Below are 25,270 nucleotides of genomic sequence, written 5' to 3'. Positions count from 1 at the left end.
GCAGCTTCAGTGCGCCGGCGCCTTCGCCGGCACGGCCGGCGCGCCCTCCCAGCGCGTATGCGCCGGCAGGTTCTCGCCCTTCATGATCACGGTCAAAAGCCCGACCTGGGCGTAGTCGCCGACATGGGTGTCATAGAGCACCGTCGCGCCCGCCCCGACGCAGACGCCCTTGCCCAGCCGCACCCGGCCGACCTTCATGACACGGTCCTCGTAGAGATGCGTCTGCAGCGCCGAATGGGCATTGACCGTGCAGAAATCGCCGACCTTGATGCAGTCGAATTCGGTGATGTCGGTCGAGTCGAGCCAGACGCCCTTGCCGTACTTGGCGCCGAACAGCATCAGAGACCAGGGCAGGAACGGCGTACCGCGCAGATAGTCGAACAGCACCTTGCCGCCGAGACCCCAGTACATCACCGCCACGGCCTCGGTGCGCATCGCCCACCACGACCACATCGGCTTCATCACCGGCTTGTAGACGCCCATCATCAGCCATTTGACCCCCGCGCAGATCAGCGCCTGCACGATGGCGATCGCCACGGCGACCCCCATGAAGGACAGCGCGAGCCCGAGCCAGTCGCCCTCGTTGATCTTCTGCTGCAGCACGAGATCGACCGCGAGCGTGCCGAAGGTGATGAACAGCATCGAGGGGAAGGAGGTGTGCAGCGCCTCGAAGACGCCGCGTCCGAACTGCTTGGCGAAGGAGGGCTTGTAGGTCCAGTCGGCACCGAGATCGACTTTCTGCCGGGTCGGCAGCTTGATCGGCGGCGAACCGAACCAGGTGTCGCCGGGTTGCATCCGGTCATTGGCCGGCGGCTTCGACTTGATGCCGATCAGCACACGGTCGGGAATGACGGCACCGGGCGGCACCACCGCGTCATTGCCGACGAAGACCTGCTCGCCGGTGCGCGTTGCGTCGAGGCGCATATAGCCGCGGCGCATGTCCTCGTCGCCGAAGACGACCTCGTCGGCGATGAAGTTGCCCGAGCCGATGCCGGTGAGATCGTAGCGGCCGGAAAGATTGGTCGAGATCTCCGCGCCCTTGCCGATCCGCGCGCCCATCAGCCGGTACCAGGCCCGCATGTAGATGGTGGCGAAGAGCGAGGAGAGCGTCTCCAGCGTCACTTCGGTCGCCAGCGCCACCGTCCATTTGCGCGCATAGAAGCCGGAATGGATCGAATAGGAGCCTGAGGTGACGCGGGGCAGGATCGCCCAGCGCAGCCCCGCCATCAGCAGCACCGTGAAGGCGATGAGGCCGATCGCGGTCGGCCAGGTCAGGATCGGCAGGAACCAGAGATAGCTGATCTCGGTCCAGCCGGCGATGAAGTCATCGATCTTGTCGAACAGCCAGAAGGCCGGGAAGATCGGCAGCAGGCTGACCGGCGGCAGCACGATCAGCATCAGGATGTGGAAAGCGGTCATCAGCACCCGGCGCCCGGGCGAGGCCTCAGCCTGCGGCGGCAGGGCGGCGAGATCGACCATGCCGATCTTGCGGCCGGGCGTGCCGTCCCAGATCTCGCCCTCGCCGACATGGATGCCGGGCGGAATGGCGGTGAGGTCGCCGATCTCGGCGTGGTCGCCGATCACCGAGCCATGGCCGAGCACGACCGAGGCGCCGGCCGAGACGTCCTTGCCGATCTTGATCCGGCCGATGATCAGCTTGTCGCCGATCGCCTCGCCATTGGCGAAGGTGGTCTTGGAGCCGAAGCTCGCCCCGTCGCCGATCTCGATCAGGTCGATGGCACCGGCTTCGTAGTCGGAGATGATCACGTCGCGCCCGACCTTGGCGCCGAGCAGGCGCCAGTAGAAGCGCATCACCGGCGTGCCTTGCAGCCATTTGATATGAACGAGGCCGGCGACGCGCGCCGCGAACCACCAGCGGAAATAATAGACGCCCCAGAGCGGGTAGGCGCCGGGCTTGGTCCTGCCGAGTACGATCCATTTCAGCGCAACGGCAATGAGGCCGGTTGCGACGATGATCATGATGTAGACGCCGAGCAGAGCACCGATCTGGCCGAGCAGCGGCAGGTCCTCGCCCGAGATGATCATGTAGGTGACGAAGACGCCAAGCCACTGCGCCGTCGACAGGCCGATGATGACCGGCAGAACCGCGGCCTGCGCCAACCCGCACAGGAAGCGCCGCATGAAGGGTGGAGGCGTGAAGGAGAGGTCCTCCGCCGTCGCCGCACCGCGCTCGTCGAGCAGCTCCGCCATCGCGCGCAGCGTACGGGCGCCATAGACATCCTGCAGCGTGATGCCGGCATAAGCCGGCGTCTCGCGCACGATCGAGATGAAGCGCGCCGCGAGCAGCGAATGGCCGCCGAGATCGATGAAGAAATCGGCTTCCAGCGGCAGGCTCGCCGCACCGAGCACGCGCTTGGCGGCGTCCAGCAGGGCGGCTTCGGTTTCGTTGCGCGGCGGCTCCTGTTCGCCCTCGGCGCTCGGCGCCGTCAGCGGCGCCGCCTTCAGCATCTTGCGGTCGACCTTGCCGGAAACCATGCGCGGCAACGAGCCGACCGCCTCGAAATGCGCCGGAACCATATAGGGCGGCAGCTTCTCGCGCAGCGCTGCCCTGAGCGCAGCCCCATCCACCGCCACGCCCGGCTCGGCCACGACGAAGGCGACGAGCCGCTCGATGCCGTCATCCATGCGCAGCACGACGGCCGCCTGCGCCACGCCCGGCTCGTCGGCGAGCTTCGATTCGATCTCCCCGAGCTCGACGCGGAAGCCGCGGATCTTGATCTGGTCGTCGATGCGGCCGTGAAAGACGATATTGCCGTTGTCATCGAGGCTGACCGCGTCGCCCGAGCGGTAGAGCACCGGGTCGCCCTCGCCCGCCAGCCCGGAGAACGGGTTGGCGATGAACTTCTCGGCCGTCAGTTCGGGGCGTCCATGATAGCCCTTGGCGACGCCTGGTCCGCCGATCAGGAGCTCGCCCTGTTCGCCCGGGTGAACCAGGCGCAGATCCTCGCCGACGACATAGGCCGTGTAGTTCGGGATCGGCTTGCCGATGGTGACGGTCTCACCGGGGACGACCTCGGCAGCGGTCGCCACGACCGTCGCCTCGGTCGGGCCGTAGGTGTTGAGGATGCGCCGGCCCGGTTTCGACCATTTCTGCACGATCGCCGGCGGCAGCGCCTCGCCGCCGAGCAGGATCAGCTTCAGCGAAGGCACGTCGGCCGGCAGGATGCCGAGCAGGGTCGGCACGGTGTCGATGACGGTGACGCCGACCTCGTCGAGGATGGCTGGCAGCTTCTCGGCATCGCCCATCATCTCGGGCGAGGCGACGAAGAGCGTCGCCCCGACGAGATAGGGCGTCCAGATCTCCTCCATCGACAGGTCGAAGGCGACCGAGGCGCCCTGAAACACGACGTCGTCGGGTCCGATCCCGTAGAGCGCGTTCCCGGAGCGCAGGAAATGGCAGATGTTGCGGTGGCTGATGACGATCGCCTTCGGCGTGCCCGTCGAGCCGGAGGTGTAGATCAGATAGGCCGGGTGGTCCTTGGTCAGCCCGGCCGGGCGCGCCGGCGGCTCATGGCCGTCCGGCGCGGCGGCGAGAACTTCGGGGGTCCAGACCTTGCGCTCCGTCTCCTCGGCCCGGGCAACCCAGCCGGCACAAGTGACGATGCCCTTGGCCTCGGCGTCATTGAGGCAAGTCGCGATGCGCTCGACAGGCGCCTCCGCGTCGAAGGGCACCCAGGCCGCCCCCGCGCGCGTGATCGCGATCTGCGCGACGAGGAGATCGATGCCGCGCGGCATCCACAGGCCGACCATGTCGCCCGGTCCAACGCCGGCAAGCTGCAAGCCCCGCGCCTGCCGCCCGGCCTGGGCCCAGACCTCGGCATAGCTGAGACGACGGTCGCGATCGACGAGAGCGGGATGGTCGGGGCGAGCAGCGACGGTCGCCGCAAAGATCTCGGCCAGCACCTCGTCGCGGATCAGCTCGGGGCGCTTCTCGCCGGCCAGCATGGCAAGGAGGTTTGCGCCGGCCGCATCAGACGCCGCCAACAGCTTCGTCATATCGTTCATCGCGCCCCGCTGCGCTCAAAGGCCCGTCGCTATCACCGAGGCGGCTCATGCCGTCGGCTGTGCGGTACCTTGCCACGCACCCTATGAAGAAAACCGGAATCGTCGCTTGCGCCGCGACATCCGCATGAGCCGCCCAGCCGGGCAGGCCTCCGCCTCACGACGCTCTGCTAGCATATTCCTCCTGCCAAATCACGCGTGAACCGGTGATGAATGCCATGGCGCCACCGGTCCAGCCCGCGCGACTCAGAGCCAGTCGGCCTTGCTCCCGGTGACGACGAGCAGCTTGCCCTGCCAGATCTCGACCCTGGCGGCGTCGCCTGGCGCAACCGCACCGACCAGTGCCAGCACGGCGCGCGCAACCCCGCCATGGCTGACAATCACCGTCTCGCGCCGCAGACCTTCGAGCACCGGACGCACCCGCTCGGCCAGCATGCGATAACTCTCGCCGCCTGGCGGCACGAAGCCCCATTTGTCGCGTTCGCGCAGATGCGCCTGCTCGCGCTCGGCCTTGCGGACATCGCGCCAGGTAAAGCCTTCCCATTCGCCGAAGGTCAGCTCCCGCAGCCGCGCGTCGACGGCATAGCCGCCTTCCGGCAGGGCGAGTTTGCTCCGGAGGATGTCCATCGTCTCGCGCGCCCGCTCCATCGGCGACGCGATATAATCGAGTTCGGCATAGGCCGGCTCCAGCGTCTTGAGACGGCCGGCGGCCTCAGCCGCCTGTTTGCGGCCGAGTTCGTTGAGCGGGATGTCCTGCCCGCCCTGCAGCCGTCCCTCGCGATTCCAGTCGGTCTCGCCATGGCGGACGAGGATGAGCCGATGCGAAAGCGAAAGCGGTATCATGCCGGGCTTCTGCACGCTGGCACTGCTCGCGTCAAAAGCCGAAGCTGGCGGGAGCCTATGCATCCCGCCCATAGCGACAATCGGCCGCTTTCTGTGGCCGATTGCACACGGGCTGTGTATAGCGCCCTTGCCCTGTCACTGGCGGAACCGCATGCCCTTCTCTCTCGCCTTGCCTGATGGCCGCAGCCTCGCGCTCAACGCGCAGCCGCTGGTCATGGGCATTGTCAACGTCACACCCGACTCCTTCTCGGATGGCGGCCTGCACTTGGGCATCGAGGCTGCGGTGTCGCACGGTGAACGCCTCGTCGCCGAGGGCGCGGCCATCGTCGATGTCGGCGGCGAGTCGACCCGGCCCGGCCATGCCGCCGTCGATGCCGAGACCGAGAAGGCGCGCGTGCTGCCGGTGATCGCCGAGCTGAGGGCGCGGATCGCCACCCCGATCTCGATCGACAGCTACAAGGCCGAGGTGGCCGAAGCGGCGCTCGCCGCGGGCGCCTCGATCGTCAATGATGTCTGGGGCGCCCAGCGTGACCCACGCATCGCCGCGGTCGCAGCCAGCGCCGGCGCCCCGATCATCCTGATGCACAACCGCGAGACCGTCGACGCCACGCTCGACATCTTCGACGAAGTCCTGCGCTTCCTCGAACGCTCGATCGCGATCGCGACGCAGGCCGGCGTCCCGCGCGGCCAGATTGTCGTCGATCCCGGCATCGGCTTCGGCAAGACCGTGCGCCAGAACCTCGACCTGATCCACCATCTCGACCGGTTGGGCGAGCTCGGCTGCCCGATCCTGCTCGGTGCCTCGCGCAAATCGACGCTCGGGCATATCACCGGCCGCACGATCCCGGCCGAGCGGCTCGCGGCCAGCATCGCCGCCCATCTCTATGGCGCCAGCCGCGGCGCCGCCATCATCCGCACCCATGACGTCGCGCCGCATATCGATGCGCTGAAGACCTGGGCCGCGATCGAGGACAGCACGAAGGCAGACCCGTGAGCGAAACCGGCCGCATCCTGATCGAGAAGCTCGATATCTACGCCTATCACGGCTTCTTCTCCGAGGAAGAGCGGCTCGGCCAGCGCTTCCTCCTCGACCTCGTTCTCGACGTCGACCTGCGCGCCGCCGCCGCCAGCGACCGCCTGGCTGACACGGTCGATTACGGGCGTGCCGTCGCCATCGTGAACGACGCCTTCACCGCGCGCCGCTACCACCTGCTGGAAGGCGCGGCACATGCCGTGGCCGTGGCGATCCTCGACGCCTTTCCATCGGTCACGGCAATGGAAGTCACGCTCCGCAAGCCGGCCCCGCCGATCCCGGCGACGCTCGGCTCGGTCGGCATCCAGTTGAGATTCCAGCGTGAAGGTTGAAGCCGCGCTCGCCTTCGGCGGCAATCTCGGCGATCCCGTCGCCGCCTTCGCGGCAGCCTTGCAGGGATTGCGCGACCACCCGGCCATCGCGCTCGGCCGGCTGTCCTCGATCTATCGCACACCGCCCTGGGGGAAGACCGATCAGCCGGAATTTCTCAACATGGCGGCTTTGATCGAGACCTCCCTCCCCCCGCAGGATCTGCTCGCCTTCTGCCTCGAGCTGGAGCGGGCCGGCGGCCGCGAACGGCGCGAGCGCTGGGGACCGCGCACGCTCGACATCGACATCCTGACCTATGGCGACGCGGTCATCGACCAGGCGCGGTTGCAGATTCCGCACCCGCGCATTTCCGAGCGGGCCTTCGTGCTGACGCCGCTGGCGGAGATCCTGCCGCAGCGCCTGATCGGCGGGCGGACGGTGGCCGATCTGCTGGCAGCCGCCGCAGACGAAACGATCCGCCGCGACGATGCCGCGACGGATCGATTGAAGGTCTTGCTGGCGGGTTAGTTCAGCTGCTCAATCCTCATAGAGCTCACGCAAAACGGCCAAGGCGCGGCTGAGTGTTGCCGGCGGGGCCGAGCCGAGCTGCTTGAGCAACCTCCTCTTGTCGAGTGCCCTGCTCTGCTCGAGCAGGATCAGCCCATCCGTGCCCTGAAAGGAAATCGGCACCCTGAAGCCTGCCGGATGGCTTTTCGAGGTCATGGGCGCGACGATGACCGTACGCAGATGATCATGGATCTCGGCCGGCGAGATGATGAGGCAGGGTCGCGTCTTCTGGATTTCGCTGCCGACCGTCGGATCGAGGGCTGCGAGCCAGATGTCGCCGCGCTTCACCATGTCAGCTCGGCGTCTTCGGCATTGCCGAACTCCGGCCAAGCCAGCGCGTCGTCTTCCGCCTCCGCGAGACGCTTGGCATCCTCGGCCCAGCCCTCGCGCGCCTGTCCTTGGATGCGCTGGATCACGATGCGGCCTTGCTCCACGGTGAGCTCGACACCGTCACCCGCCTTCGCACCGATTTCCGCCAGAAGGGGCTTCGGGATAACGATGCCCGCTGAATTGCCGATTTTCTTGACGGCACTGCGCATGGCTCCCTCCATCGAGGGAACCAGCATAGGCACAATCCCGCGCCGTTACAACAATGTTATAACTAAATCGGGTTAGCTCACTCGCCCTTGTCGAGGGAGATGTCCGGCGCGGTCGGCACCTTCATGCCGACGACATGGTAGCCCGCATCGACATGCATGATCTCGCCGGTGATGCCGCGCGACATGTCGGAGACGAGGAACACCGCCGTCTCGCCGACCTCCTCGATGGTGACGGTGCGGCGCAGCGGCGAGTTGTACTCGTTCCAGCGCAGGATGTAGCGGAAGTCACCGATGCCGGAGGCGGCCAGCGTCTTGATCGGCCCGGCCGAGATGGCGTTGACGCGGATCTTCGAGGGGCCGAGATCGGCGGCGAGATACTGCACGCTCGATTCCAGCGCCGCCTTGGCGACGCCCATGACGTTGTAGTGCGGCATCCACTTCTCGGCGCCGTAATAGGTCAGCGTCAGCAGCGAACCACCATCGGGCATCAGCTTCTCGGCGCGCTGGGTGATCGCCGTGAAAGAATAGCAGGAGATCAGCAGCGACTTGGAGAAGTTCGCCTCGCTGGTATCGACGTAGCGGCCGGTCAGCTCGTCCTTGTCCGAGAAGGCGATGCAGTGGACGACGAAATCGAGCTTGCCCCAGAGCCTCTCGATCTCGGCGAAGACCGCGTCGATGGTCGCACCGTCGGTAACGTCGCAATGGCCGACGACATGGCCACCGAGTTCCTTGGCCAGCGGCTCCACGCGCTTCTTCAGCGCATCGCCCTGATAGGTGAAGGCGAGTTCCGCACCGGCTTCGGCCGCCGCCTTGGCAATGCCCCAGGCGATGGAGCGGTTGTTCGCGACGCCCATCACGAGCCCGCGCTTGCCCTTGAGGAGATTGGCGGTCGGCGAAACGGCGTTGGAATCAGGCATGGGAAACCCGCAGGGTGAACGAGGAGCAGGTCTCTTAGAACAGTCGCAGGGAAGTGGGAACCGCTTTTGACGCCGGCCTCCACGGCTGAATCGCGCATCCGGCCCCGATCGGAGGTATTTTTCCTCTTATTGGGGCCGGCAGAGGCTCATCGCATCATGCCTAAACCACCCCCGTCATTCCGGGCGAAGCGAAGCGCAGATCCGGAATCCATCGTAGAGCGAGACGCCCTTCGATGGATTCCGGATCGGCGCCGCTATCGCGGCTTGTCCGGAATGACGGGGGTGGTTCCGTGTAAACCCAGCAGGTTCTAAAGGGTCAGCCGGTCTCGCTGCGCGCCTTCATCAGCGCAGTCAGCTCGGCATCGCTTGCCGGCATCTCGATATCGATCGTGACGAAGAGGTCTCCAACCGCGCCCTTTTCGCCCTTGAGCCCCTTGCCGCGCAGACGGAACTGCCTGGTCGTGCCGGTCAGCGGCGGAATGTTCATCTCGACGGCGCCGGTCAGCGTCGGCACGTGCAGCGGCCCGCCGAGCACCGCCTTGGCCAGCGGCACCGCGACGCGGGTGCGCAGATCCTTGCCGTCGACCGTGAAGCGCGGGTCCGGCTTGATCTTAATCGTCATCATCACGTCGCCGGTCTCGCCGGAGAACGGATCGGTCTGACCGAGGCCGCGCAGGCGCATCACCTTGCCGTCGGTGACGCCCTCGGGGATGGTGATCTCGACCTCGCGCCCGGTCGGCAGCTTGACCCGGCGTGCGCCGCCGGTCACGGCCTGCGCCAGCGTGACTTCCAGGGTGAAGCTCTGCTCCGGCGGCTTCTGCGGCTCGGGCCGGCCGCGCGAGCGCCGGCTCGCCTCGCCGAAGAGCGAGGAGAAGATGTCGGACGGGTCGAAGCCGGGGTCGCCGCCGCTACCGCCTGCGCTGCCGGCGCGCCCGCCAAAGGGATTGCCGCCCTGGCCGAAATGGAACTCGAAGCCACCGCTGCGCCCACCGCGGCCAGCGCCCATGCCCTCGAAGCCCTGGAACTTCGGCTTGCCCTCCGCGTCGATCTCGCCGCGGTCGAACTGCTTGCGCTTGGTCTCGTCGCCCAACACTTCATAGGCCGTGTTCAGCTCGGCGAACTTGTCCTGCGCCTTCGGATCCTCCCGGTTGCGGTCCGGGTGCAGCTCCTTGGCGCGGCGACGGAAGGCCTTCTTGATCTCCGCATCGCTCGCGCCGCGGGCGACGCCCAGAACCTGATAGGGATCGCGCATCCAAAACCTCGTTTCCACGGAAAGTCGAACGGCCGGCGCCCAAGCTGCCAGCCGTCCGCTTTACCTAATCTGGGGATGGTGTGGCGCCGACGCAACACCCTCCGGGCGCCCTTCTGCACCTGCCGCAAACTCAAGGCAAGTCAATAGCTAGAGCATTGTGCTTTGAGCTGGAATCGTGAGGCTCGGGCTGGCGCGACGCAAACCCCTTCCCCTTGTGGGGAGGGGCAGGGGTGGGGGGCGGAAAGCAAGAGCGATCGATCGGGAGATGACCTCAGCGGTGCTGCAACGGCACTCAACGTCCAGCCGATCACCCAGTCGTTCGCCCCCCACCCCTATCCCCTCCCCACCAGGGGGAGGGGAAGAGCGCACATCATCAGCGTGGCGGTTCAACCTAAGAGCAGCATGTTCTAAGCGCTCAGCTCACGCCCTTCCAGGGGGCGACATCCTTGACCGCCCACTCGCCGCCGGAGGGACGGCAGGCGGTGCCTTGCAGCTTCACGGGCCGGGCTTGCGTCTGGACGCTGGCGATGAAGGCGCGGCAGATCTCGTCCGAGCGCAGGAACGGCCCACCGACCGGAATGAACGAACCCTTGATGCCGCTCTGGGGGTTGTCCCAGGATACCGCAGCGCCATTGCCCTGCGGGTCGAGAGCGACGCTCATCGCGCCATCGGCGCGGCGCATGTCCTCGGGGCCGAGTTCGGCCTGGAGGCTGGCGAGCGCCGCCGGCCGGTCGCCGCCGCGCGAGGGCAGGATCGCGGAGGTGGTCGCGACCTCGTCCTCGCTCTTGCTCGACAGGCCGAGAATCGGAAAGGAGACCGAACAGCCGGCGGAAAACAGCGCCAGCATGGCTGCCGCCATCAGCGGGCGCATGGGGGCTGCGCGATCAGGAAGGCTTTGGAACGCTCCGGCCCCTGCCCTATATAAACCAATCGCCCGAAACCGGATCACTTTGCGCTCGCCCAACGCCCAACCTTCACTGACCGAGGATTAGAACGTGCAACCGTTAACGAGCGGTGACTTCACTGAGGAAAACGAGCCTTTCGCCTTGTTCCAGAAGTGGTTGGACGAAGCGACCAAGTCCGAGCCGAACGACCCTACCGGGATGGCGCTGTCCACTGTCGACGCCGACGGCATGCCCAACAGCCGCATGGTGCTGCTGAAGGACCACGGGCCGGACGGATTCGTCTTCTACACCAACACCGAAAGCCAGAAGGGCGTGGAGCTGCTCGGCCAGCCCAAGGCCGCCGCGCTCTTCCACTGGAAGAGCCTGCGCCGGCAAATCCGCATCCGCGGCACCGTCACCCTCGTCAGCGACGCCGAATCGGACGCCTATTTCCAGTCGCGCCCGCGCGACAGCCGGATCGGCGCCTGGGCCTCGCAGCAGTCGCGCCCGCTGGAGAGCCGTTTCGCGCTGGAGAAAGCCGTCGCGACCTATGCGCTGAAGTTCGGCATCGGCGAGATCCCGCGCCCGCCCTATTGGCGTGGCTTTCGCATCACCCCGGTCTATATCGAGTTCTGGCGCGACGGCGCCTTCCGCCTGCACGACCGCATCGTCTTCCGCCGCGGTTCGGCCGGTGAGCCCTGGACCAAGACACGCTTCTATCCTTAAGGACTCCAGCCCCATGGCGATGCCGAAATTCGATTTTCCGAAGACTGAAGCTGGCAAGCGCCCGGTCATGCTGCTGACCGGGGCAAGCCGCGGCATCGGCCACGCCACGGTGATGCAATTCGCCATGGCGGGCTGGCGCATCCTGTCCTGCTCGCGCCAGGGCTTCTCCGAGAAATGCCCCTGGCCCTCGGGCGCCGACGACCATGTCCAGATCGACCTCGGCGATCCCGAGGACACGATGCGCGGCATCGCCGAAATCAAGAAACGCCTCGTCACCGAGGGCGGCAAGCTGCATGCGCTCGTCAACAATGCCGGCATCTCGCCGAAGGGTCCCAAGGGCGAGCGGCTCGGAGCCGCCACCACCTCCTTCAACGACTGGCACAAGGTCTTCCAGGTCAATTTCTTCGCGCCGATCATGCTGGCGCGCGGCCTGCTCGACGAGTTGACCGCCGCCAAGGGCGCGATCGTCAACGTCACCTCGATCGCGGGCTCGCGCGTCCATCCCTTCGCGGGAGCGGCCTATGCCACCTCCAAGGCCGCGCTCGCGAGCCTCACCCGCGAGATGGCCGCCGATTTCGGCCCGCTCGGCATCCGGGTCAACGCGATCTCGCCGGGCGAGATCGACACGGCGATCCTGTCGCCGGGCACGGAGAAGATCGTCGCCACCCTGCCGATGAAGCGGCTCGGCAAGACGGACGAGGTCGCCAAGGCGATCTATTTCCTCTGCACGGACGCTTCGAGCTACGTCACTGGCTCGGAATTGCACATCAACGGCGGACAGCACGTTTGATACGAGGTGCAGCATGACGGCCGATAGCGGCCAGGTCATCCGCTTCCCGGCCGCGGGCCGCGCGGCGGCCCGGCCTGTGCTCGCGGCCTCGGTCGCGGTCTTCCGCGACGGCAAGGTGCTGCTGGCGACCCGCACCAAGCCGCCGGCCGATCAACTCTGGTCGTTGCCCGGCGGCAAGGTCGAGGCCGGTGAGACGCTCGAGCAGGCGGCCTTGCGCGAACTGGAGGAGGAGGTCGGCGTCACCGCCCGCATCCTCGGCTTCAACCGCCATGTCGAGATCTTCGGCCGCGATGCCAAGGGCGCCGTGACGCATCACTTCGTCGTCGCCTCCTTCGTCGGCGAATGGCTGTCCGGCGAACCGCAACCGGGCCCGGAGGCCGGCGCCGTGATGTGGGCCGATCCGCTGAAGCTCGGCGGACTCGCGACGACGCGCGAGCTTGGCGACGTTCTGCGCCGGGCTCACAGCCTCTTTGCGGCGAGTGGTGCGGCATGAGGCGCGGCGCTCGCGCTTCGGCCGTTCTGGCCCTTGTCCTGCTCGCGCCGATGGTTTCACAAGCCCAGCAGCGCACACCGCAGCCGGTAAAGCCGCCCGCAGCCAAGCCTGCCGAACCGCCCGTCCAGGAGCCGGACGGCCCGCCCTATGAGCCGCAGCTGCTCCAGCTCGCCGAGATCATGGGCTCGCTCGCCTATCTGCGCACGCTCTGCGGCGGCAAGGAGGCCCAGGATTGGCGCGCCCGCATGGCGGCCCTGATCGAGGCCGAAGGACGCACCCCGCAACGGCGCGACCGCCTGACCGCCGCTTTCAACCGCGGCTTCAAGGCCTATTCGCTGACCCACCGTTCCTGTACCGATGCCAGCCAGGAAGCCTCCGCGCGCCTCGCGGCCGAAGGCGAGGCCCTGTCGCGGGCGCTGGCCAGCCGTTATGGCGGATAGGCAACAGCTGTTGCTGGAATGCGATCTTCGGTGGAATTCTTCCGGTCGCGTTAACCTTTCTTAAACGCCGCGGTAGCGTGCCGCTCTGGCACGGCTTATGACTTGAGCATCGCCCAACCGTCGCGATCCGGGTCACAACCGGCGCGATTCGCATCAGATAGAAGGCCGCAGAGTCCCATTTCGATGCCGATCCAGCCCGAAGACACGATGCTCGACCCGAATCTCGCCGAAGACCATGGCGATGCGCGCCGCGTCGCCTACGGCTATGTCGAGGACGCCTTCGCCGAAGCCCAGCAGGACGGGCTCGATTCGGATGCGCTCGCCCATGCCGCGCTGTTTGCGGCGCTGCGCACCTTGGTCGAGACCTATGGCGAGGAAGCCACCGCCATCTTCACCGAGTCCCTGCCGGAGAAAGTGCGCTGCGGCGCCTTCACCAGCGGCACCCGGCACTGACTTTCGCGCGCTTCCCCTCCCTCGTCATTCCGGGCAAGTCGCCACAGGCGACGCCGACCCGGAATCCATCGTAGCGCGACTCGCTTTGTGATGGATTCCGGCTCAAGGCCGGAATGATGTGCCCGATTTAAGATGGACACTGCCTGGAGCATTTCTCGATCAGTCTGAACCGTCATTGCGAGCGAAGCGAAGCAATCCAGGGGGACGTAGAGCTCTGCCGCCCCTGGATTGCTTCGTCGCTTCGCTCCTCGCAATGACGGCTTCTGCGATCCAACCTGATCGGAAAACACTCTATTCCATCGCGGCCCGCGCCGCCGCCGCCCGCTCCTCCATCAGCACCCGTTCCTTGACGTTACCAGTCAGCGCGACGGCCTCCTCGAACGCCTCCGCCGCTTCCCGATGCCGGCCGAGCTTGGACAACAGGTCGCCGCGCACGCTCGGCAGCAGATGATAGCGCTTGAGCGCCGGTTCCGTGCCTAGCGCCTCGACCAGTTCCAGCCCCGCTGCCGGCCCTTCCGCCATGCCGACCGCCACGGCCCGGTTGAGCTCGACGATCGGGGACGGCATCACCCGGCCGAGTACCGCATAGAGCGCCGCGATTCGCTGCCAGTCGGTCTCCTCCGCCGTCCGAGCGCGCGCATGGCAGGCGGCCAGTGCGGCCTGCAGCAGGTAAGGCCCCGGCGAAGTGCCGGCGAGCCGCTGCGCCCGCTCCAGCGCGGCAAGCCCACGCCCGATCAGCAACCGGTCCCAGCGTGCGCGATTCTGGTCGAGCAGCAGAATCGGCTCACCCTCGGGACCGACACGCGCTCGGAGCCGCGAGGCCTGCAATTCCATCAGCGCGACCAGACCATGCACCTCCGGCTCCTCCGGAGCCCGCGCTGCCAGGATACGCCCCAGCCTCAGCGCCTCCTCGCATAGCGCCGGCCGCACCCAGTCCTGCCCGGCGGTCGCGGCATAGCCCTCGTTGAAGATCAGGTAGATCACCTCCAGCACCGAGGCGAGCCGCTCTCCAAGCTCGGCGCCGGCCGGAACGTCATAGGGAACCTTCGCTTCGCTCAGCGTCTTCTTCGCCCGCACGATGCGTTGCGCCATCGTCGGCTCCGGCACCAGGAAGGCGCGGGCGATCTCCTCGGTCGTCAGCCCGCCGAGCAGCCGCAAGGTCAATGCAAGCCGTGCTTCCTTGGGCAGGACCGGGTGGCAGGCGGTGAAGATCAACCGCAAGAGGTCGTCGCCGACCTCGTCGTCGAGCGCCTCATCGAGATCGGGCATCGCCGGCCCTTCGCTTTCGATGTCGCGACCGATTTCGTCCTGCTTGCGCCGGGCCATGATCTCGTGGCGGGCGGCGTCGGCTGCGCGGTGCTTGGCGACCTGCATCAGCCAGGCCGCCGGATTGCGCGGTACGCCCTCCTCGGGCCATTGCTTCAGCGCCGCGACGAGAGCGTCCTGCGCCAACTCCTCGGCGCGGCCGACATCCCGCGTCAATCGCGCAAGCCCCGCGATCAGCTTCGGCGCCTCCATGCGCCAGACCGTTTCGACGGTGCGGTGTGCATCGCTGCCCAACATGAGAAGCGATACACACCATCAGCGCATCGGCTGGCAAGCGGCCCCGAGCTTCATTCAGCCGGGAGTTTGTTGGATTTCGACGGAACCATGCCGTCATTCCGGGGCTTCGCGTCAGCGAAGAGCCCGGAACCCATGAACACGGCGGATCGTCATTCTCGGGCGAAGCGAAGCGTAGACCCGAGAATCTCTTGCAGGAGATGCTCGGGTCAAGCCCGAGCATGACGGCCAAGCCGATGTTCATGGGTTCCGGGTTCGGGCCTGCGGCCCGCCCCGGAATGACGGCGTGGTTTCGTCGGAAATCAGCAGGTCGTTTTGTCGTTCAGCCCTGGCCGCCGACCTCGTTCTTGAGGCGGTCCCACTTCGCCGCGGCGTCCGGCGTGACGACATCGCCGAAATCGGCAAGCTCGAAGAGCGGCCGAATCTCGATCTCGGACGGGCCTGGCATCGGGTTCGGACAGCGCTTGACCCAGGCGATCGCCTCGTCGAGCGACTGGCACTCCCACAGCCAGTAGCCGGCGACGAGCTCCTTGGTCTCGGCGAAGGGCCCGTCGACGACGGAGCGCTTGGTGCCGTCGAACTGCACGCGCACGCCCTTCGCGCTCGGCTGCAGCCCGTCGCCACCCTTCATGATGCCGGCTTTCACCAGTTCTTCGTTGTAAGCCATCATCGCATCGAGCAGCTCGCGGGTCGGCGGCGCGCCGGCTTCGCTGTCCTTGGTCGCCTTGACCATCACCATGAAACGCATCGGTTTTCTCCTTTGAGTGGAAGCGCCGGCGGCTTTTGCCCCGCGCCTTCCGGGGATTGGATTTCGAGAGTTCCGCCGCTCAGCCGGCGAGCTTCGCCGCGCCGGCCTGAATGCGCTCTTCCTGCGCGCGCAGCTCCGGCGTCAGCGCCTCGCCGAAATCCTCCATCTCGAAGACGCGGCGCAGTTCGATCTCGGTGCCGCCGTCGAAGGGCGCGCGCTTCAGCCACTCGACCGCCTCGTCGAAGGACTTCACCTGCCAGATCCAGAAGCCGCAGAGCAGCTCCTTGGTCTCGGCGAAGGGGCCGTCCGTGATCGTCCGCTCGCTGCCCGAGAAGCGCATGCGGATGCCCTTCGAGCTCGGGTGCAGACCATCGCCGGCCAGCATGATGCCGGCCTTCACCAGCTCCTCGTTATAGGCTCCCATCCGGGTGAGAAGCTCTTCGCTCGGCATGATGCCGGCTTCGCTGTCCTTGTCGGCCTTGACCAGAACCATCACACGCATTGGTCTTCTCCCTTGTGCTGTCTTTGCGATCGAAGGCGATCTCTTGCCTTCATCCTCACGTCGAACGGCGAGTGCCGAAATCGACAACGACCGGAAAAATTTTTGTCTCAGCCTTCCGCCGCCCATTTCTGGCGACGCGCGATCTCGGCCTGCGACGGCTGCGCCATCGCGAAGGAGCCCGGCTTGACCGCGCCGTCGCGGCGATAGCGGCCGATCATGACCCCGGTCGGCGACACCTTGCTGTCGATGACGCGCATCGCCGCCGGCATCGCCCCTTCGCCGAAGAGTCGCTTGCCCTTGCCCAGCACAAGCGGAAAGATCATGAGCTTCATCTCATCGATCAGATCGTGCCGGAGCAGGGTCTGGATCAGATCGGCGCTGCCCTGGATCAGGAGCCGCGGCCCGTCCTCGCGCTTCAGCGCTGTCAGCCGCGCCACGACGTCGTCGCCGAGCGAAACCGAGTTCTGCCAGTCGAGCGCAATCCCGGAACGGGACGCGACATATTTGGTGACGCGGTTGAAGGCCTCCGCGATCGGGCCGTCATCCCCGGTGAAAGGCCAATGCGCGGCGAAGATCTCGTAGGTCTTGCGCCCGAGCAGCAGGTCGAAAGGCTCGGCGAAGCTTTCCATGACCGCCTGGTGGGTGACCTCGTCCCCGTAATTGACGATCCAGCCGCCGAGCTTGAACCCGCCGGTCGTGTCTTCGTCCGGTCCGCCCGGCGCCTGCATGACGCCGTCGAGCGACAGGAAGGTCGCGGCAACGATCTCTCTCATCTCGTTTCTCCATGGCGGGGAGCGGGCGGCGGATCATCCGCCACCAACATCTCTTCCTGCAAACACGTCGAACGAGTGCGGCGGGTTTCGACATCCCGCCGAAAAATTTTTCAAGTCGCGTCGCAGACCCTCAGGCGCCGCGTGGCAGCGCCTCCAGGAAGCGGGCCGGCTCGCCCTGCGACGGGGTTGTCAATTCACCCTCCCACATCACCTTGAGGCCGCGCACGAAGGTGCCGACCGGCCAGCCGGTGACAGTGACGCCGTCATAGGGAGTCCAGCCGCATTTCGAGGCGATCCAGTCATTGGTGATCGTCTGTCTGCGCTTGAGGTCGACGATGGTAAGGTCGGCGTCATAGCCCACCGCGATCCGCCCCTTGCCTTCGAGCCCGAAGATGCGCTGCGGGCCAGCGCTGGTCAGGTCGACGAAGCGCTCCAGCGAAAGCCGGCCGGCATTCACATGATCCAGCATGATCGGCACCAGCGTCTGCACGCCCGGCATGCCGGAATGGCTCGCCGGATAGGCATGGTGCTTCTCCTCATGGGTATGCGGCGCGTGATCCGAGCCGAGCACGTCGACGATGCCTTGCTCAACGCCCCACCAGATGCGCTGGCGATGGCTGTCGTCGCGGATCGGCGGATTCATCTGGGCGTAGGTGCCGAGCCGCTCGTAGCAATCCGGCGCAACGAGGGTCAGATGGTTCGGCAGCACCTCGACGGTCGCGACATCCTTATGGTCCTTCAGGAACAGCATCTCGTCCCCGGTCGAGATGTGCAGGATGTGCACCCGCGCCCCGGTCTCCCGCGCGATCCGCACCAGCCGCGTCGTGCAGGTCAGCGCCACCTCGGGCGAGCGCCAGACCGGATGGCTCGACGGGTCGCCCTCGACACGCAGCCCCATGCGCTCGCGCAGCATCATCTCGTCTTCCGAGTGGAAGGCAGCGCGACGGCGCGTGCGCTTCAGGATCTCGGCGACTCCCTTGTCGTCCTCGACGAGGAGGTCGCCGGTCGAGGAGCCCATGAAGACCTTGATGCCGGCTGCGCCCGGCAGGCGCTCCAGCTCCGGCACATCGGCCGCGTTCTCGTGCGTGCCACCGACCCAGAAGGCGAAATCGCAATGCATGCGGTGGCGGCCGCGCCTGATCTTGTCGGCCAGTGCCTCCGGCGTCGTCGTCTGTGGAATCGTGTTCGGCATCTCGAAGACGCAGGTCACACCGCCGAGCGCAGCAGCGCGCGAGCCCGTCTCCAGATCTTCCTTGTGATCGAGCCCCGGCTCGCGGAAATGCACCTGGCTGTCGATCACGCCGGGCAGGATGTGCAGGCCGGTGCAGTCGACCACCTCACCGGCCGAGGCCCGCGAGAGATCGCCCAGAGCCATGATCTTGCCGCCGGTGATGCCGATGTCCCGCGCGACGCGACCATCCTGGTTCACCACCGTGCCGCCCTTGAGGATGACGTCATAGGTCTGGGGCATGGCGGTTCTCCGGGCGGTTGAGCAAAGGGCCGATGCGGCCTACCTATCGGCAGACTCGCCGTCCCGAAAGCGGAAACAGCTTTCGGGTGGCGCAATGCCCCCTTTCGGCCGCACGAGCCCGGCACGGAATCAGAACTGGAACGGCTGCTTATGTCCGCAACCCGATTGATCGATCGCGGTGTCATCCGCGTCAGCGGCGAGAACGCCCGCGACTTCCTGCAGAACATCGTCACCAATGAGATGGACGAGGTGACGCCGGAACGGGCCGGCTATGGCGCACTGCTGACGCCACAAGGCAAGATCATCTGCGATTTCTTCATCATCGCCCTGCCGGCGGAAGACGGCGGTGGCTTCCTGCTCGACGCGCCTCTCCTCCAGACCGCGGATCTGATGAAACGCCTGAAGCTCTACAAGCTGCGCGCCAAGGTCGCTCTGGAAGACCTCACCGAGAAGAGCGTAGTGCTCGCTTCCGCGGATGGCGCACCGCTGCCGGAGCATGCCGGCTTCATCTATGACGACCCGCGCCTGCCTGCGCTTGGTCAGCGGGCCATCGCCGATGCCGAGGGCATCGACGATCTCGTCACGGCAACGCCCGATGCCTACCACGCCCGCCGCATCGCGCTCGGCGTGCCCGCAGGCGGCCGTGATTTCCCTTATGGCGACACCTTCCCGCACGAGGCGCTGCTCGACCAGCTCGGCGGCGTCTCCTTCAAGAAGGGCTGCTATATCGGCCAGGAGGTCGTTTCCCGCATGCAGCATCGCGGCACCGCCCGCACCCGCGTCGTGCCCATCGTCTTTGACAACGGCATCGTCTCCGAGACCGGCGTTGAGGCAACGGCAGGCGGCAAGTCGCTCGGCAGCATCGGCTCCGGCGCGAACGGCCGGGCCCTCGCCATGCTCCGCCTCGACCGGCTGGCGGATGCGCTTGCCGCCGGCACCGCGCCGCTCGGCGGCGGGCTTGCCTTCCATCTCGCCGAGAAGCCCGCCTTCATCCGCTTCCCCTTCCCCGGCGAGCCGGGCTTCGGAGCCGCCGCAGAGGTCGCCCTATGAGCGAGGCAAGTATCTTGAGCGAGGAACGCATCGCGATCGAAGGGCCGGACGGCAAGTTCCGCTGCCGCTGGCCGGGCACGGACCCGCTCTATCTCGCCTATCACGACACCGAATGGGGCGTGCCGGAATATGATTCCCGCGCGCTCTGGGAAAAGCTGATCCTCGACGGCTTCCAGGCCGGCCTCTCCTGGATCACGATCCTGCGCAAGCGCGATGCCTTCCGCGCCGGCTTCGCCGATTTCGAGCCGGAGATGGTCGCGCGTTTCGGCGAAGCCGAGGTCCTGCGCCTGCTCGCCGATCCCGGGATCATCCGCCATCGCGGCAAGATCGAAGGCACGATTCGCAACGCCCGGGCCTATCTGAACATCAGCGAGCGCGAGCCCTTCGCCGATTTCCTCTGGAAGCATCTCGACGGGCGCGTGCTGCAGAACAGTTTCCGCACCCAGGGCGAGGTGCCGGCCGAGACCAAGGTCTCGCAGGCGATGTCGAAGGAATTGAAGAAGGCGGGATTCACCTTCTGCGGCCCGACCATCGTCTATGCTTTCATGCAGGCCTGCGGGCTGGTCAACGACCACCTCACCGGCTGCTTCCGCTACACGGAATGCGCTGAATTGGCGCGCGACTCCCGCCCTGCCGCCTGATGGCCCGCAAGCCTGAACCGCCACGCGCCTGGCAGCGCATGCTCTCGGGCCGCCGGCTCGACCTGCTCGACCCCTCTCCGCTCGACATCGAGATCGAGGACATCGCGCATGGCCTCGCCCGCGTCGCCCGCTGGAACGGGCAGACTCACGGCGCTCATTCCTTTTCGGTGGCGCAGCATTGCCTGCTGGTCGAGGCGATCGCAGGCTTCCTGAATCCGGACTGGGGCGCTGCCTGGCGTCTGATGGCGCTGCTGCACGATGCGCCGGAATACGTCATCGGCGACATGATCTCGCCCTTCAAGGTGGTGATGGGCGACGCCTACAAGAGCGTGGAATTGCGCCTGCTCACAGCTATCCATCTACGCTTCGGCTTGCCTGCGACGACACCGGCCATGCTGAAGCGCAAGACGAAGGAGGCCGACACCATCGCCGCCTTCTTCGAGGCGACGCAACTCGCCGGTTTCGCCCGCGCGGAGGCGCTGAAATTCTTCGGCCGGCCGCAGGCGCTGCCGGCCGAGGTCCTCGCCTGGCTGGAACCGCTCGACACCGAGACGGCGCAAGCGCGCTTCCTGACGCGCTTCGCCGAACTCGGCAGCGGGCTCAGTGCGTCAGACGCACCGCGCTGATCTCGTTGGCGATCGTCTTGAAGATCGGGCTGAGCTGCGAGGCGCTCGTCACCTCGTAGTACATCTCCGGCTTGCTGGCGCATTCCTTGAGCAGCGCCGCGTTACCGTCAATCACACGGATCGTATAGAGATTGATGCCGGCTCCCTTGATATTTTGACAAGCGAGTCTCGTGCGGCTGTCGATCTCGCTTTGAGTCGTAGTGAAGCGATTTTGCGTATTGTCGCCATCGGTCAACAGGATCATATACTTCTTCAGACGCGGCTCTGTTGCTGGCTTCGCTTCCATGAACGGAGCGCTTGGCGACAATGTCGCCCAGCCCCAGACGGCGCCGATCGTGACGTTCGTATTGCCCACCGGGGTCATGGCATCGATGCGATTGGTCAGCGCGGTCCAGTCGGAAGTCAGCGGCAGGGTCTCTGCGAGTGTCGACTGGCTGCACCAGAAGGCGGGATATTGCTGCGCGCTCGCCGCGTACGAGCCGCCATCTGTGGTGTCGTAGTTCTGATCGCGATCGGCGATGCAGCCCTGAGCCGACTGCGCCCAAGTCGTCTTGGTCATGGTCTGGGTCGTGCAGTTGTTGCCCCACTTGTCGCAGTTGACCCTGCGCGTCAGCCCATATCGAATCCACTCTTGGTCCTTGAAGGTCCTCGCAATGCGAACCTGCGTATTAAACGGAACAATCGAGATCCTGATCTGGTCCGTCTCGATTGCAGCATCCTTCATGATGTTGATCAGATCTTTGGACGCCGCCTTCAGATTGGTCATCTTTTCTGAATTTGACATCGACCCGGTATTGTCGAGCACGAGCGCGAGCTCGATCTTGTTGGTTCCCCAGGTCGATTGGCTGTTGCTGGCGACGGGGATGTACTGAGAGCCGACTACTCGCCCGACCGTCGTCTCGACATTGGCGTTCGCCGAAATCTTGATCGTCCGCGCCGTGCGGTCGATCACCACGGACGCGCCGGTGAACTCTTTCTTCGCGCTCGCCGGAAGGTTGTCACGGATCCAGGAATCGATGCGATCCCTGAGTTGCGCGTCGGTCAGCTTCTGTGCGTCGCGCGCCGCCATCAGCGAGGCGGAGTCGATCGCCGAACTCAGCGCCTGGCGGGCGTTGCTGGCGCGGGAGTAATCGACGGTGACGCCGACGATGCCGATCACCGGAACGGTCAGGAAGCCAGCCATGACCAGCACGTTGCCACGCTGGTCGCGGCGGAACCGCCGCATCATTTCCGAAACGAAAGCGAGCTTGACCATAAATCTCATCCTGGGCCGGATTGCCGCATTGAGCCGAATGAGGGTTGAGGCCCGGAGCTTACAAATTGCTAAAACCGATTCGCGGAACTCGGCCCTATCTGCACATTTTGTAACGAAAGGAAGTGCCGTTGCGTAATCTCGCCTCCTGCGCACCAACTATTATTCCTTATTCAGAACAAGTGATGATCACTTTTCTCCATTCTGAAAATAATCATTTCGCAGGACAATGCGTTTAGATCACCAAAGGAGCAGCCATGTCGGACATCCCCGCTCTCTCCCTGCCGCCGGGCGTCGCCATCAAGGGCGCCGTGCAACCGCGCTTCGACGAGATTCTCACCCCGGAAGCGCTCGCCTTCGTCGCTGAGCTGCATCGCCGCTTCAACGAGACGCGCAAGCGGCTGCTTGCGGTTCGCGCCGAGCGCCAGAAGCGCTTCGACGCCGGCGAGACGCCGGATTTCCTGGCCGAGACCAGGCACATCCGCGAAGGCGACTGGAGCGTCGCGCCGATCCCGGCCGATCTGCAGGACCGCCGTGTCGAGATCACCGGCCCCGTCGACCGCAAGATGATCATCAACGCCCTGAACTCCGGCGCGAAGGTCTTCATGGCCGATTTCGAGGACGCCTCCTCCCCGGTCTGGACCAATATGGTCGAGGGCCAGATCAACCTCAGGGATCGCTGGGCCAACAGGATCGACTTCACCGATCCGGCGAGCGGCAAGGACTACAAGCTCGGCGCCAAGCCGGCCGTGCTGATCATCCGCCCGCGCGGCTGGCATCTGCCGGAGCGCCACATCGAGATCGACGGCGAGGAGGCCTCCGGCTCCCTGGTCGATTTCGGGCTCTATGTCTTCCACAACGCCAAGGCTGCGCTGGCCGCCGGCTCCGGCCCTTATTTCTACCTGCCGAAGCTGGAGAGCCATCTCGAAGCCCGGCTCTGGAACGATGTCTTCGTTGCCGCGCAGTCGGCGCTCGGCCTCAAGAACGGCACGATCAAGGCGACCGTCCTGATCGAGACCCTGCCGGCGGCCTTCGAGATGGACGAGATCCTCTACGAATTGCGCGAGCATATGGCCGGGCTGAACTGCGGCCGCTGGGACTACATCTTCTCCTTCATCAAGAAGCTCGCCCGCAACAAGGCCTATGTCCTGCCGGATCGCTCGCAGGTCGTGATGTCGAAGGCCTTCCTGCGTGCCTACTCGCTGCTGCTGATCAAGACCTGCCACAAGCGCGGCGCCTTCGCGATGGGCGGCATGGCGGCGCAGATCCCGGTCAAGAACAACCCCGAGGCCAACGCCGCCGCCTTCGCCAAGGTCAGGGCCGACAAGGAGCGCGAGGCCGGCGACGGGCATGACGGCACCTGGGTCGCCCATCCCGACCTCGTCCCGGTCGCCATGGAGGTGTTCGACCGGCTGATGCCGCAGGCAAACCAGCTCGGCAAGACGCGCGACGACGTAAACATCGGCACGACGGATCTGCTCGAGGTCCATCAGGGCACGCGCACCGAGGAAGGCTTCCGCGAGAACATCCGCGTCGGCGTCCAGTACATTGAGGCCTGGCTGCGCGGCCGCGGCGCGGTGCCGATCTACAACATGATGGAAGACGCTGCGACCGCTGAGATCAGCCGCGCCCAGATCTGGCAGTTCGTCCAGTATGGCGTCGAACTCGAAGGCGGAGTGAAGGCCGATGCCGACCTGTTCAAGCGCTGCCTGCCCGAGGAGATGGAGCGGGTGAAGGGCGAGCTCGGGGCGGACGTCTATGCCAAGGGCCGTTTTCCGGAAGCGATCGCACTCTTCGAGAAGCTCTCGCTGGCGCCGAACTTCGAGGACTTCCTCACGGTGCCGGCCTACGCCAAGCTGAGCTGAGCTGAACGCCTGCTCCAGCCGATCTATCGAGAGGCGCCGCCATCAAGCGGCGCCTCTTTGCTTTGCGCCGGTCAGTGCAGCTGCCACCAGACGCGCCCGCCGATGATGACGGTGAGCAGGATCACCGACCCGAAGAGATGCAGCAGGTCGGCCTTCCAGCCGCCGGCCGATGAGCCGCGGACATGCTGGTAGATCGCCTCCCGGCGGCGACGATAAGTGCCGATCGTGGTCATTGAAGCCTCCATCCAATCATTGCAGGCGCTTCAGCGCCCGCGACGGCTCAGGCGCGGCAGGGCGTCCCCACCGCACTGCTCCGCGTTGCCGCCATCGCCGTGCCGGCGAGCGGGCGCGGCAGGTCCTCGATCGCGTCGCGCATGAGGGTTGCGAGTTCCGGGCGAGCGGGGGCGAGCGGCGCACGGCAGGCAGCCCCGACCTCCGGATGCAGCATCGACAGGGCGAGCTTGACGAGCACCGGATCGGGCTCCCGAGCGAGCAGGTCGAGCAGCGGCACCAAGCGCCGCTGCAGGATCTGCGCCTGCCCGTAGAGTTCGGAGCGCGCCGCGCTCTCCAGCCGCGCCAGCCAATGCGGCGCGAGATTGCCGACGCTGGTGACAGCCCCGCACCCGCCTGCAAGCAAATAGGCCGGAATGGTTTCGGCCGCGCCGGTCAGCCGCATGAAGCGGCGATCGCGCAGCCGGGCGATCCGGTCGCAGCGGACGAGATCGCCCCGCCGCTCCAGGATACCGACGACATTCGCAGCACCTTCCAGCCGCTCCAGTGTTTCTGGCGCGATCTCGACGCCGCAGCGGTCCGGATCATTGTCGAGGATGATCTCGAGACCTGTCGCCTGCGCTGCCGCCATTGCATGGGCCGCGAGACCCGCCTGTGTCGGCCGGTTGTAATAGGGCATGCGCAGCAGCAGCGCCGAAGCACCGGCCTTCTCGGCGGCGGCGATCTCGGCGATCGTCTCGGCCGTGGCGTAGCTGCCAACGGCCGCGATCACCGGGAAATGCCGGCCGGCGATGCGGCGGGCGGCGGCGCAGAGTTGCTGGTGCTCCGCCTCGCTCAGCGTCGGGCTTTCGCCCGCGGCGGTGCCGACCACGATGCCGTCGGCGCCTTGCGCGATCTGCCAGTGAATGAGGCGTTCCAGCGCGCCATAGTCGATCGCGTCCTCGTCGAAGGGCGTGACCAGCGCGGTGAACATGCCGTGAAGCCAGTGGTTCATGGCGCGCCTCAGAGCAGCCTGAGCGTCTTCGCCGTCATGCGGACCGCGCGCGGGCGGTGGCCGGTCTCGAAGACGGCATAGCGCAGCGCGGTGCCGCGATCGGCGAAGATGCCGCCGCCGCGGCCATGGGTCTCGACGGCCAGCCAATGGCCGTCAACGTCGCGCCCGACCAGAAACTGGAGCGGACCGCCGAAGGATTTGCGAGGGATACTGAACATCATCCTGTTTCCCGAACGGTCTTCCAGACCGCCCGGACAAGGTATTTTCGCCGCCATAGCCGTTCGAGAC

The 25,270-nt window shown here is 66.2% G+C and carries 28 protein-coding genes; 12 read left to right on the top strand and 16 right to left on the bottom strand.

Features of this window, described 5'->3' with window-relative positions:
* Positions 1 to 6: 6 nt before the first annotated feature.
* Positions 7 to 4,026, bottom strand: coding sequence for a Pls/PosA family non-ribosomal peptide synthetase (locus FQV39_RS26215; protein WP_149132965.1), 4,020 nt, complete (start codon positions 4,024 to 4,026; stop codon positions 7 to 9).
* Between the two features lie 243 nt (positions 4,027 to 4,269).
* Positions 4,270 to 4,866, bottom strand: a complete 597-nt coding sequence (locus tag FQV39_RS26210) for a histidine phosphatase family protein (RefSeq protein ID WP_149132964.1) — start codon at positions 4,864 to 4,866, stop codon at positions 4,270 to 4,272.
* A 151-nt stretch (positions 4,867 to 5,017) separates the two neighbouring features.
* Between FQV39_RS26210 and folP the strand changes: the two genes are divergently transcribed.
* Genes folP through folK form a run of 3 tightly spaced genes read left to right on the top strand, consistent with a single transcriptional unit; the run spans position 5,018 to position 6,736 of the window.
* Positions 5,018 to 5,860 carry a dihydropteroate synthase gene (gene folP / locus FQV39_RS26205; RefSeq protein ID WP_149132963.1) on the top strand — a complete coding sequence of 281 codons (843 nt, stop codon included), beginning with the start codon at positions 5,018 to 5,020 and terminating at the stop codon, positions 5,858 to 5,860.
* A complete protein-coding gene (gene folB / locus FQV39_RS26200; protein ID WP_149132962.1) occupies positions 5,857 to 6,231 on the top strand; it encodes a dihydroneopterin aldolase in 375 nt (124 codons plus the stop codon). The genes folP and folB overlap by 4 nt, the downstream gene beginning before the upstream one ends.
* Positions 6,221 to 6,736: a 2-amino-4-hydroxy-6-hydroxymethyldihydropteridine diphosphokinase gene (folK, locus tag FQV39_RS26195; protein WP_149132961.1), complete on the top strand. Its 516-nt coding sequence runs from the start codon at positions 6,221 to 6,223 to the stop codon at positions 6,734 to 6,736. The genes folB and folK overlap by 11 nt, the downstream gene beginning before the upstream one ends.
* A 9-nt stretch (positions 6,737 to 6,745) precedes the next feature.
* On the opposite strand, the gene FQV39_RS26190 is transcribed toward folK, so the two are convergent.
* The 5 genes from FQV39_RS26190 to FQV39_RS26170 form a co-directional block, all read right to left on the bottom strand.
* Complete coding sequence (locus FQV39_RS26190) at positions 6,746 to 7,066, bottom strand: type II toxin-antitoxin system PemK/MazF family toxin (protein ID WP_149132960.1); 321 nt, start codon at positions 7,064 to 7,066, stop codon at positions 6,746 to 6,748.
* Positions 7,060 to 7,314: an AbrB/MazE/SpoVT family DNA-binding domain-containing protein gene (locus tag FQV39_RS26185; RefSeq protein ID WP_149132959.1), complete on the bottom strand. Its 255-nt coding sequence runs from the start codon at positions 7,312 to 7,314 to the stop codon at positions 7,060 to 7,062. The genes FQV39_RS26190 and FQV39_RS26185 overlap by 7 nt, the downstream gene beginning before the upstream one ends.
* 77 nt (positions 7,315 to 7,391) lie before the next feature.
* The gene (fabI, locus tag FQV39_RS26180; protein ID WP_149132958.1) at positions 7,392 to 8,231 is read right to left on the bottom strand and encodes an enoyl-ACP reductase FabI; all 840 of its coding nucleotides are present in this window, start codon (positions 8,229 to 8,231) and stop codon (positions 7,392 to 7,394) included.
* A gap of 316 nt (positions 8,232 to 8,547) precedes the next feature.
* Positions 8,548 to 9,483 carry a DnaJ C-terminal domain-containing protein gene (locus tag FQV39_RS26175; protein ID WP_149132957.1) on the bottom strand — a complete coding sequence of 312 codons (936 nt, stop codon included), beginning with the start codon at positions 9,481 to 9,483 and terminating at the stop codon, positions 8,548 to 8,550.
* A gap of 415 nt (positions 9,484 to 9,898) precedes the next feature.
* Positions 9,899 to 10,354: an RT0821/Lpp0805 family surface protein gene (locus FQV39_RS26170; RefSeq protein WP_149132956.1), complete on the bottom strand. Its 456-nt coding sequence runs from the start codon at positions 10,352 to 10,354 to the stop codon at positions 9,899 to 9,901.
* Positions 10,355 to 10,478: 124 nt separating this feature from the next.
* On the opposite strand from FQV39_RS26170, the gene pdxH reads away from it, so the two are divergent.
* The 5 genes from pdxH to FQV39_RS26145 all read left to right on the top strand — a co-directional run bounded on the left by pdxH (position 10,479) and on the right by FQV39_RS26145 (position 13,269).
* A complete protein-coding gene (gene pdxH / locus FQV39_RS26165; protein WP_149132955.1) occupies positions 10,479 to 11,093 on the top strand; it encodes a pyridoxamine 5'-phosphate oxidase in 615 nt (204 codons plus the stop codon).
* Positions 11,094 to 11,106: 13 nt separating this feature from the next.
* Positions 11,107 to 11,883, top strand: a complete 777-nt coding sequence (locus tag FQV39_RS26160) for an SDR family NAD(P)-dependent oxidoreductase (RefSeq protein ID WP_472840609.1) — start codon at positions 11,107 to 11,109, stop codon at positions 11,881 to 11,883.
* Positions 11,884 to 11,896: 13 nt separating this feature from the next.
* On the top strand, positions 11,897 to 12,376 hold the full coding sequence (locus tag FQV39_RS26155) for an NUDIX hydrolase (RefSeq protein ID WP_149132954.1): 480 nt from the start codon (positions 11,897 to 11,899) through the stop codon (positions 12,374 to 12,376).
* The gene (locus FQV39_RS26150; RefSeq protein ID WP_149132953.1) at positions 12,373 to 12,816 is read left to right on the top strand and encodes a TIGR02301 family protein; all 444 of its coding nucleotides are present in this window, start codon (positions 12,373 to 12,375) and stop codon (positions 12,814 to 12,816) included. Before FQV39_RS26155 ends, FQV39_RS26150 begins: the two co-directional genes overlap by 4 nt.
* A gap of 183 nt (positions 12,817 to 12,999) precedes the next feature.
* Positions 13,000 to 13,269 carry a hypothetical protein gene (locus FQV39_RS26145; protein ID WP_248313146.1) on the top strand — a complete coding sequence of 90 codons (270 nt, stop codon included), beginning with the start codon at positions 13,000 to 13,002 and terminating at the stop codon, positions 13,267 to 13,269.
* Positions 13,270 to 13,560: 291 nt separating this feature from the next.
* On the opposite strand, the gene FQV39_RS26140 is transcribed toward FQV39_RS26145, so the two are convergent.
* The 5 genes from FQV39_RS26140 to FQV39_RS26120 form a co-directional block, all read right to left on the bottom strand.
* On the bottom strand, positions 13,561 to 14,832 hold the full coding sequence (locus FQV39_RS26140; RefSeq protein ID WP_149132952.1) for an RNA polymerase sigma factor: 1,272 nt from the start codon (positions 14,830 to 14,832) through the stop codon (positions 13,561 to 13,563).
* A 319-nt stretch (positions 14,833 to 15,151) separates the two neighbouring features.
* Positions 15,152 to 15,577 (bottom strand): YciI family protein, encoded by a 426-nt coding sequence (locus tag FQV39_RS26135; protein ID WP_149132951.1) that lies wholly within the window; start codon positions 15,575 to 15,577, stop codon positions 15,152 to 15,154.
* A gap of 79 nt (positions 15,578 to 15,656) precedes the next feature.
* The gene (locus FQV39_RS26130; RefSeq protein ID WP_149132950.1) at positions 15,657 to 16,079 is read right to left on the bottom strand and encodes a YciI family protein; all 423 of its coding nucleotides are present in this window, start codon (positions 16,077 to 16,079) and stop codon (positions 15,657 to 15,659) included.
* A gap of 107 nt (positions 16,080 to 16,186) precedes the next feature.
* Positions 16,187 to 16,852, bottom strand: coding sequence for a dihydrofolate reductase family protein (locus FQV39_RS26125; protein ID WP_149132949.1), 666 nt, complete (start codon positions 16,850 to 16,852; stop codon positions 16,187 to 16,189).
* Positions 16,853 to 16,982: 130 nt separating this feature from the next.
* On the bottom strand, positions 16,983 to 18,323 hold the full coding sequence (locus FQV39_RS26120) for a dihydroorotase (protein ID WP_149132948.1): 1,341 nt from the start codon (positions 18,321 to 18,323) through the stop codon (positions 16,983 to 16,985).
* Between the two features lie 150 nt (positions 18,324 to 18,473).
* Here FQV39_RS26120 and ygfZ point away from each other — a divergent pair, with 150 nt between their 5' ends.
* The 3 genes from ygfZ to FQV39_RS26105 are packed head-to-tail and all read left to right on the top strand — an operon-like array spanning position 18,474 to position 20,640.
* Positions 18,474 to 19,373 carry a CAF17-like 4Fe-4S cluster assembly/insertion protein YgfZ gene (ygfZ, locus tag FQV39_RS26115; protein WP_149132947.1) on the top strand — a complete coding sequence of 300 codons (900 nt, stop codon included), beginning with the start codon at positions 18,474 to 18,476 and terminating at the stop codon, positions 19,371 to 19,373.
* Positions 19,370 to 20,014, top strand: a complete 645-nt coding sequence (locus FQV39_RS26110; RefSeq protein ID WP_149132946.1) for a DNA-3-methyladenine glycosylase I — start codon at positions 19,370 to 19,372, stop codon at positions 20,012 to 20,014. The genes ygfZ and FQV39_RS26110 overlap by 4 nt, the downstream gene beginning before the upstream one ends.
* The gene (locus FQV39_RS26105) at positions 20,014 to 20,640 is read left to right on the top strand and encodes a YfbR-like 5'-deoxynucleotidase (RefSeq protein ID WP_149132945.1); all 627 of its coding nucleotides are present in this window, start codon (positions 20,014 to 20,016) and stop codon (positions 20,638 to 20,640) included. The genes FQV39_RS26110 and FQV39_RS26105 overlap by 1 nt, the downstream gene beginning before the upstream one ends.
* On the opposite strand, the gene FQV39_RS26100 is transcribed toward FQV39_RS26105, so the two are convergent.
* Entirely contained in the window at positions 20,615 to 21,895 is a 1,281-nt protein-coding gene (locus tag FQV39_RS26100; protein ID WP_187640067.1) for a TadE/TadG family type IV pilus assembly protein, read from the bottom strand. The genes FQV39_RS26105 and FQV39_RS26100 overlap by 26 nt on opposite strands.
* 254 nt (positions 21,896 to 22,149) lie before the next feature.
* Between FQV39_RS26100 and aceB the strand changes: the two genes are divergently transcribed.
* Entirely contained in the window at positions 22,150 to 23,757 is a 1,608-nt protein-coding gene (gene aceB / locus FQV39_RS26095; RefSeq protein WP_149132943.1) for a malate synthase A, read from the top strand.
* A 71-nt stretch (positions 23,758 to 23,828) separates the two neighbouring features.
* Here aceB and FQV39_RS33325 read toward each other — a convergent pair whose 3' ends face one another.
* From FQV39_RS33325 to FQV39_RS26085, 3 genes are read right to left on the bottom strand one after another with little or no spacing between them, the layout of a single operon-like run.
* The gene (locus FQV39_RS33325) at positions 23,829 to 23,990 is read right to left on the bottom strand and encodes a hypothetical protein (RefSeq protein WP_187640066.1); all 162 of its coding nucleotides are present in this window, start codon (positions 23,988 to 23,990) and stop codon (positions 23,829 to 23,831) included.
* Positions 23,991 to 24,037: 47 nt separating this feature from the next.
* Positions 24,038 to 24,982: a dihydrodipicolinate synthase family protein gene (locus FQV39_RS26090; protein ID WP_149132942.1), complete on the bottom strand. Its 945-nt coding sequence runs from the start codon at positions 24,980 to 24,982 to the stop codon at positions 24,038 to 24,040.
* Between the two features lie 8 nt (positions 24,983 to 24,990).
* Entirely contained in the window at positions 24,991 to 25,203 is a 213-nt protein-coding gene (locus FQV39_RS26085; protein WP_149132941.1) for a hypothetical protein, read from the bottom strand.
* Positions 25,204 to 25,270 lie beyond the last annotated feature (67 nt).

Source organism: Bosea sp. F3-2 (assembly GCF_008253865.1).
In the GTDB taxonomy this organism is placed as follows: domain Bacteria; phylum Pseudomonadota; class Alphaproteobacteria; order Rhizobiales; family Beijerinckiaceae; genus Allobosea.
The sequence above is the reverse complement of the archived record's forward strand: the minus strand, read 5'-3'. Positions and strand labels throughout refer to the sequence as shown.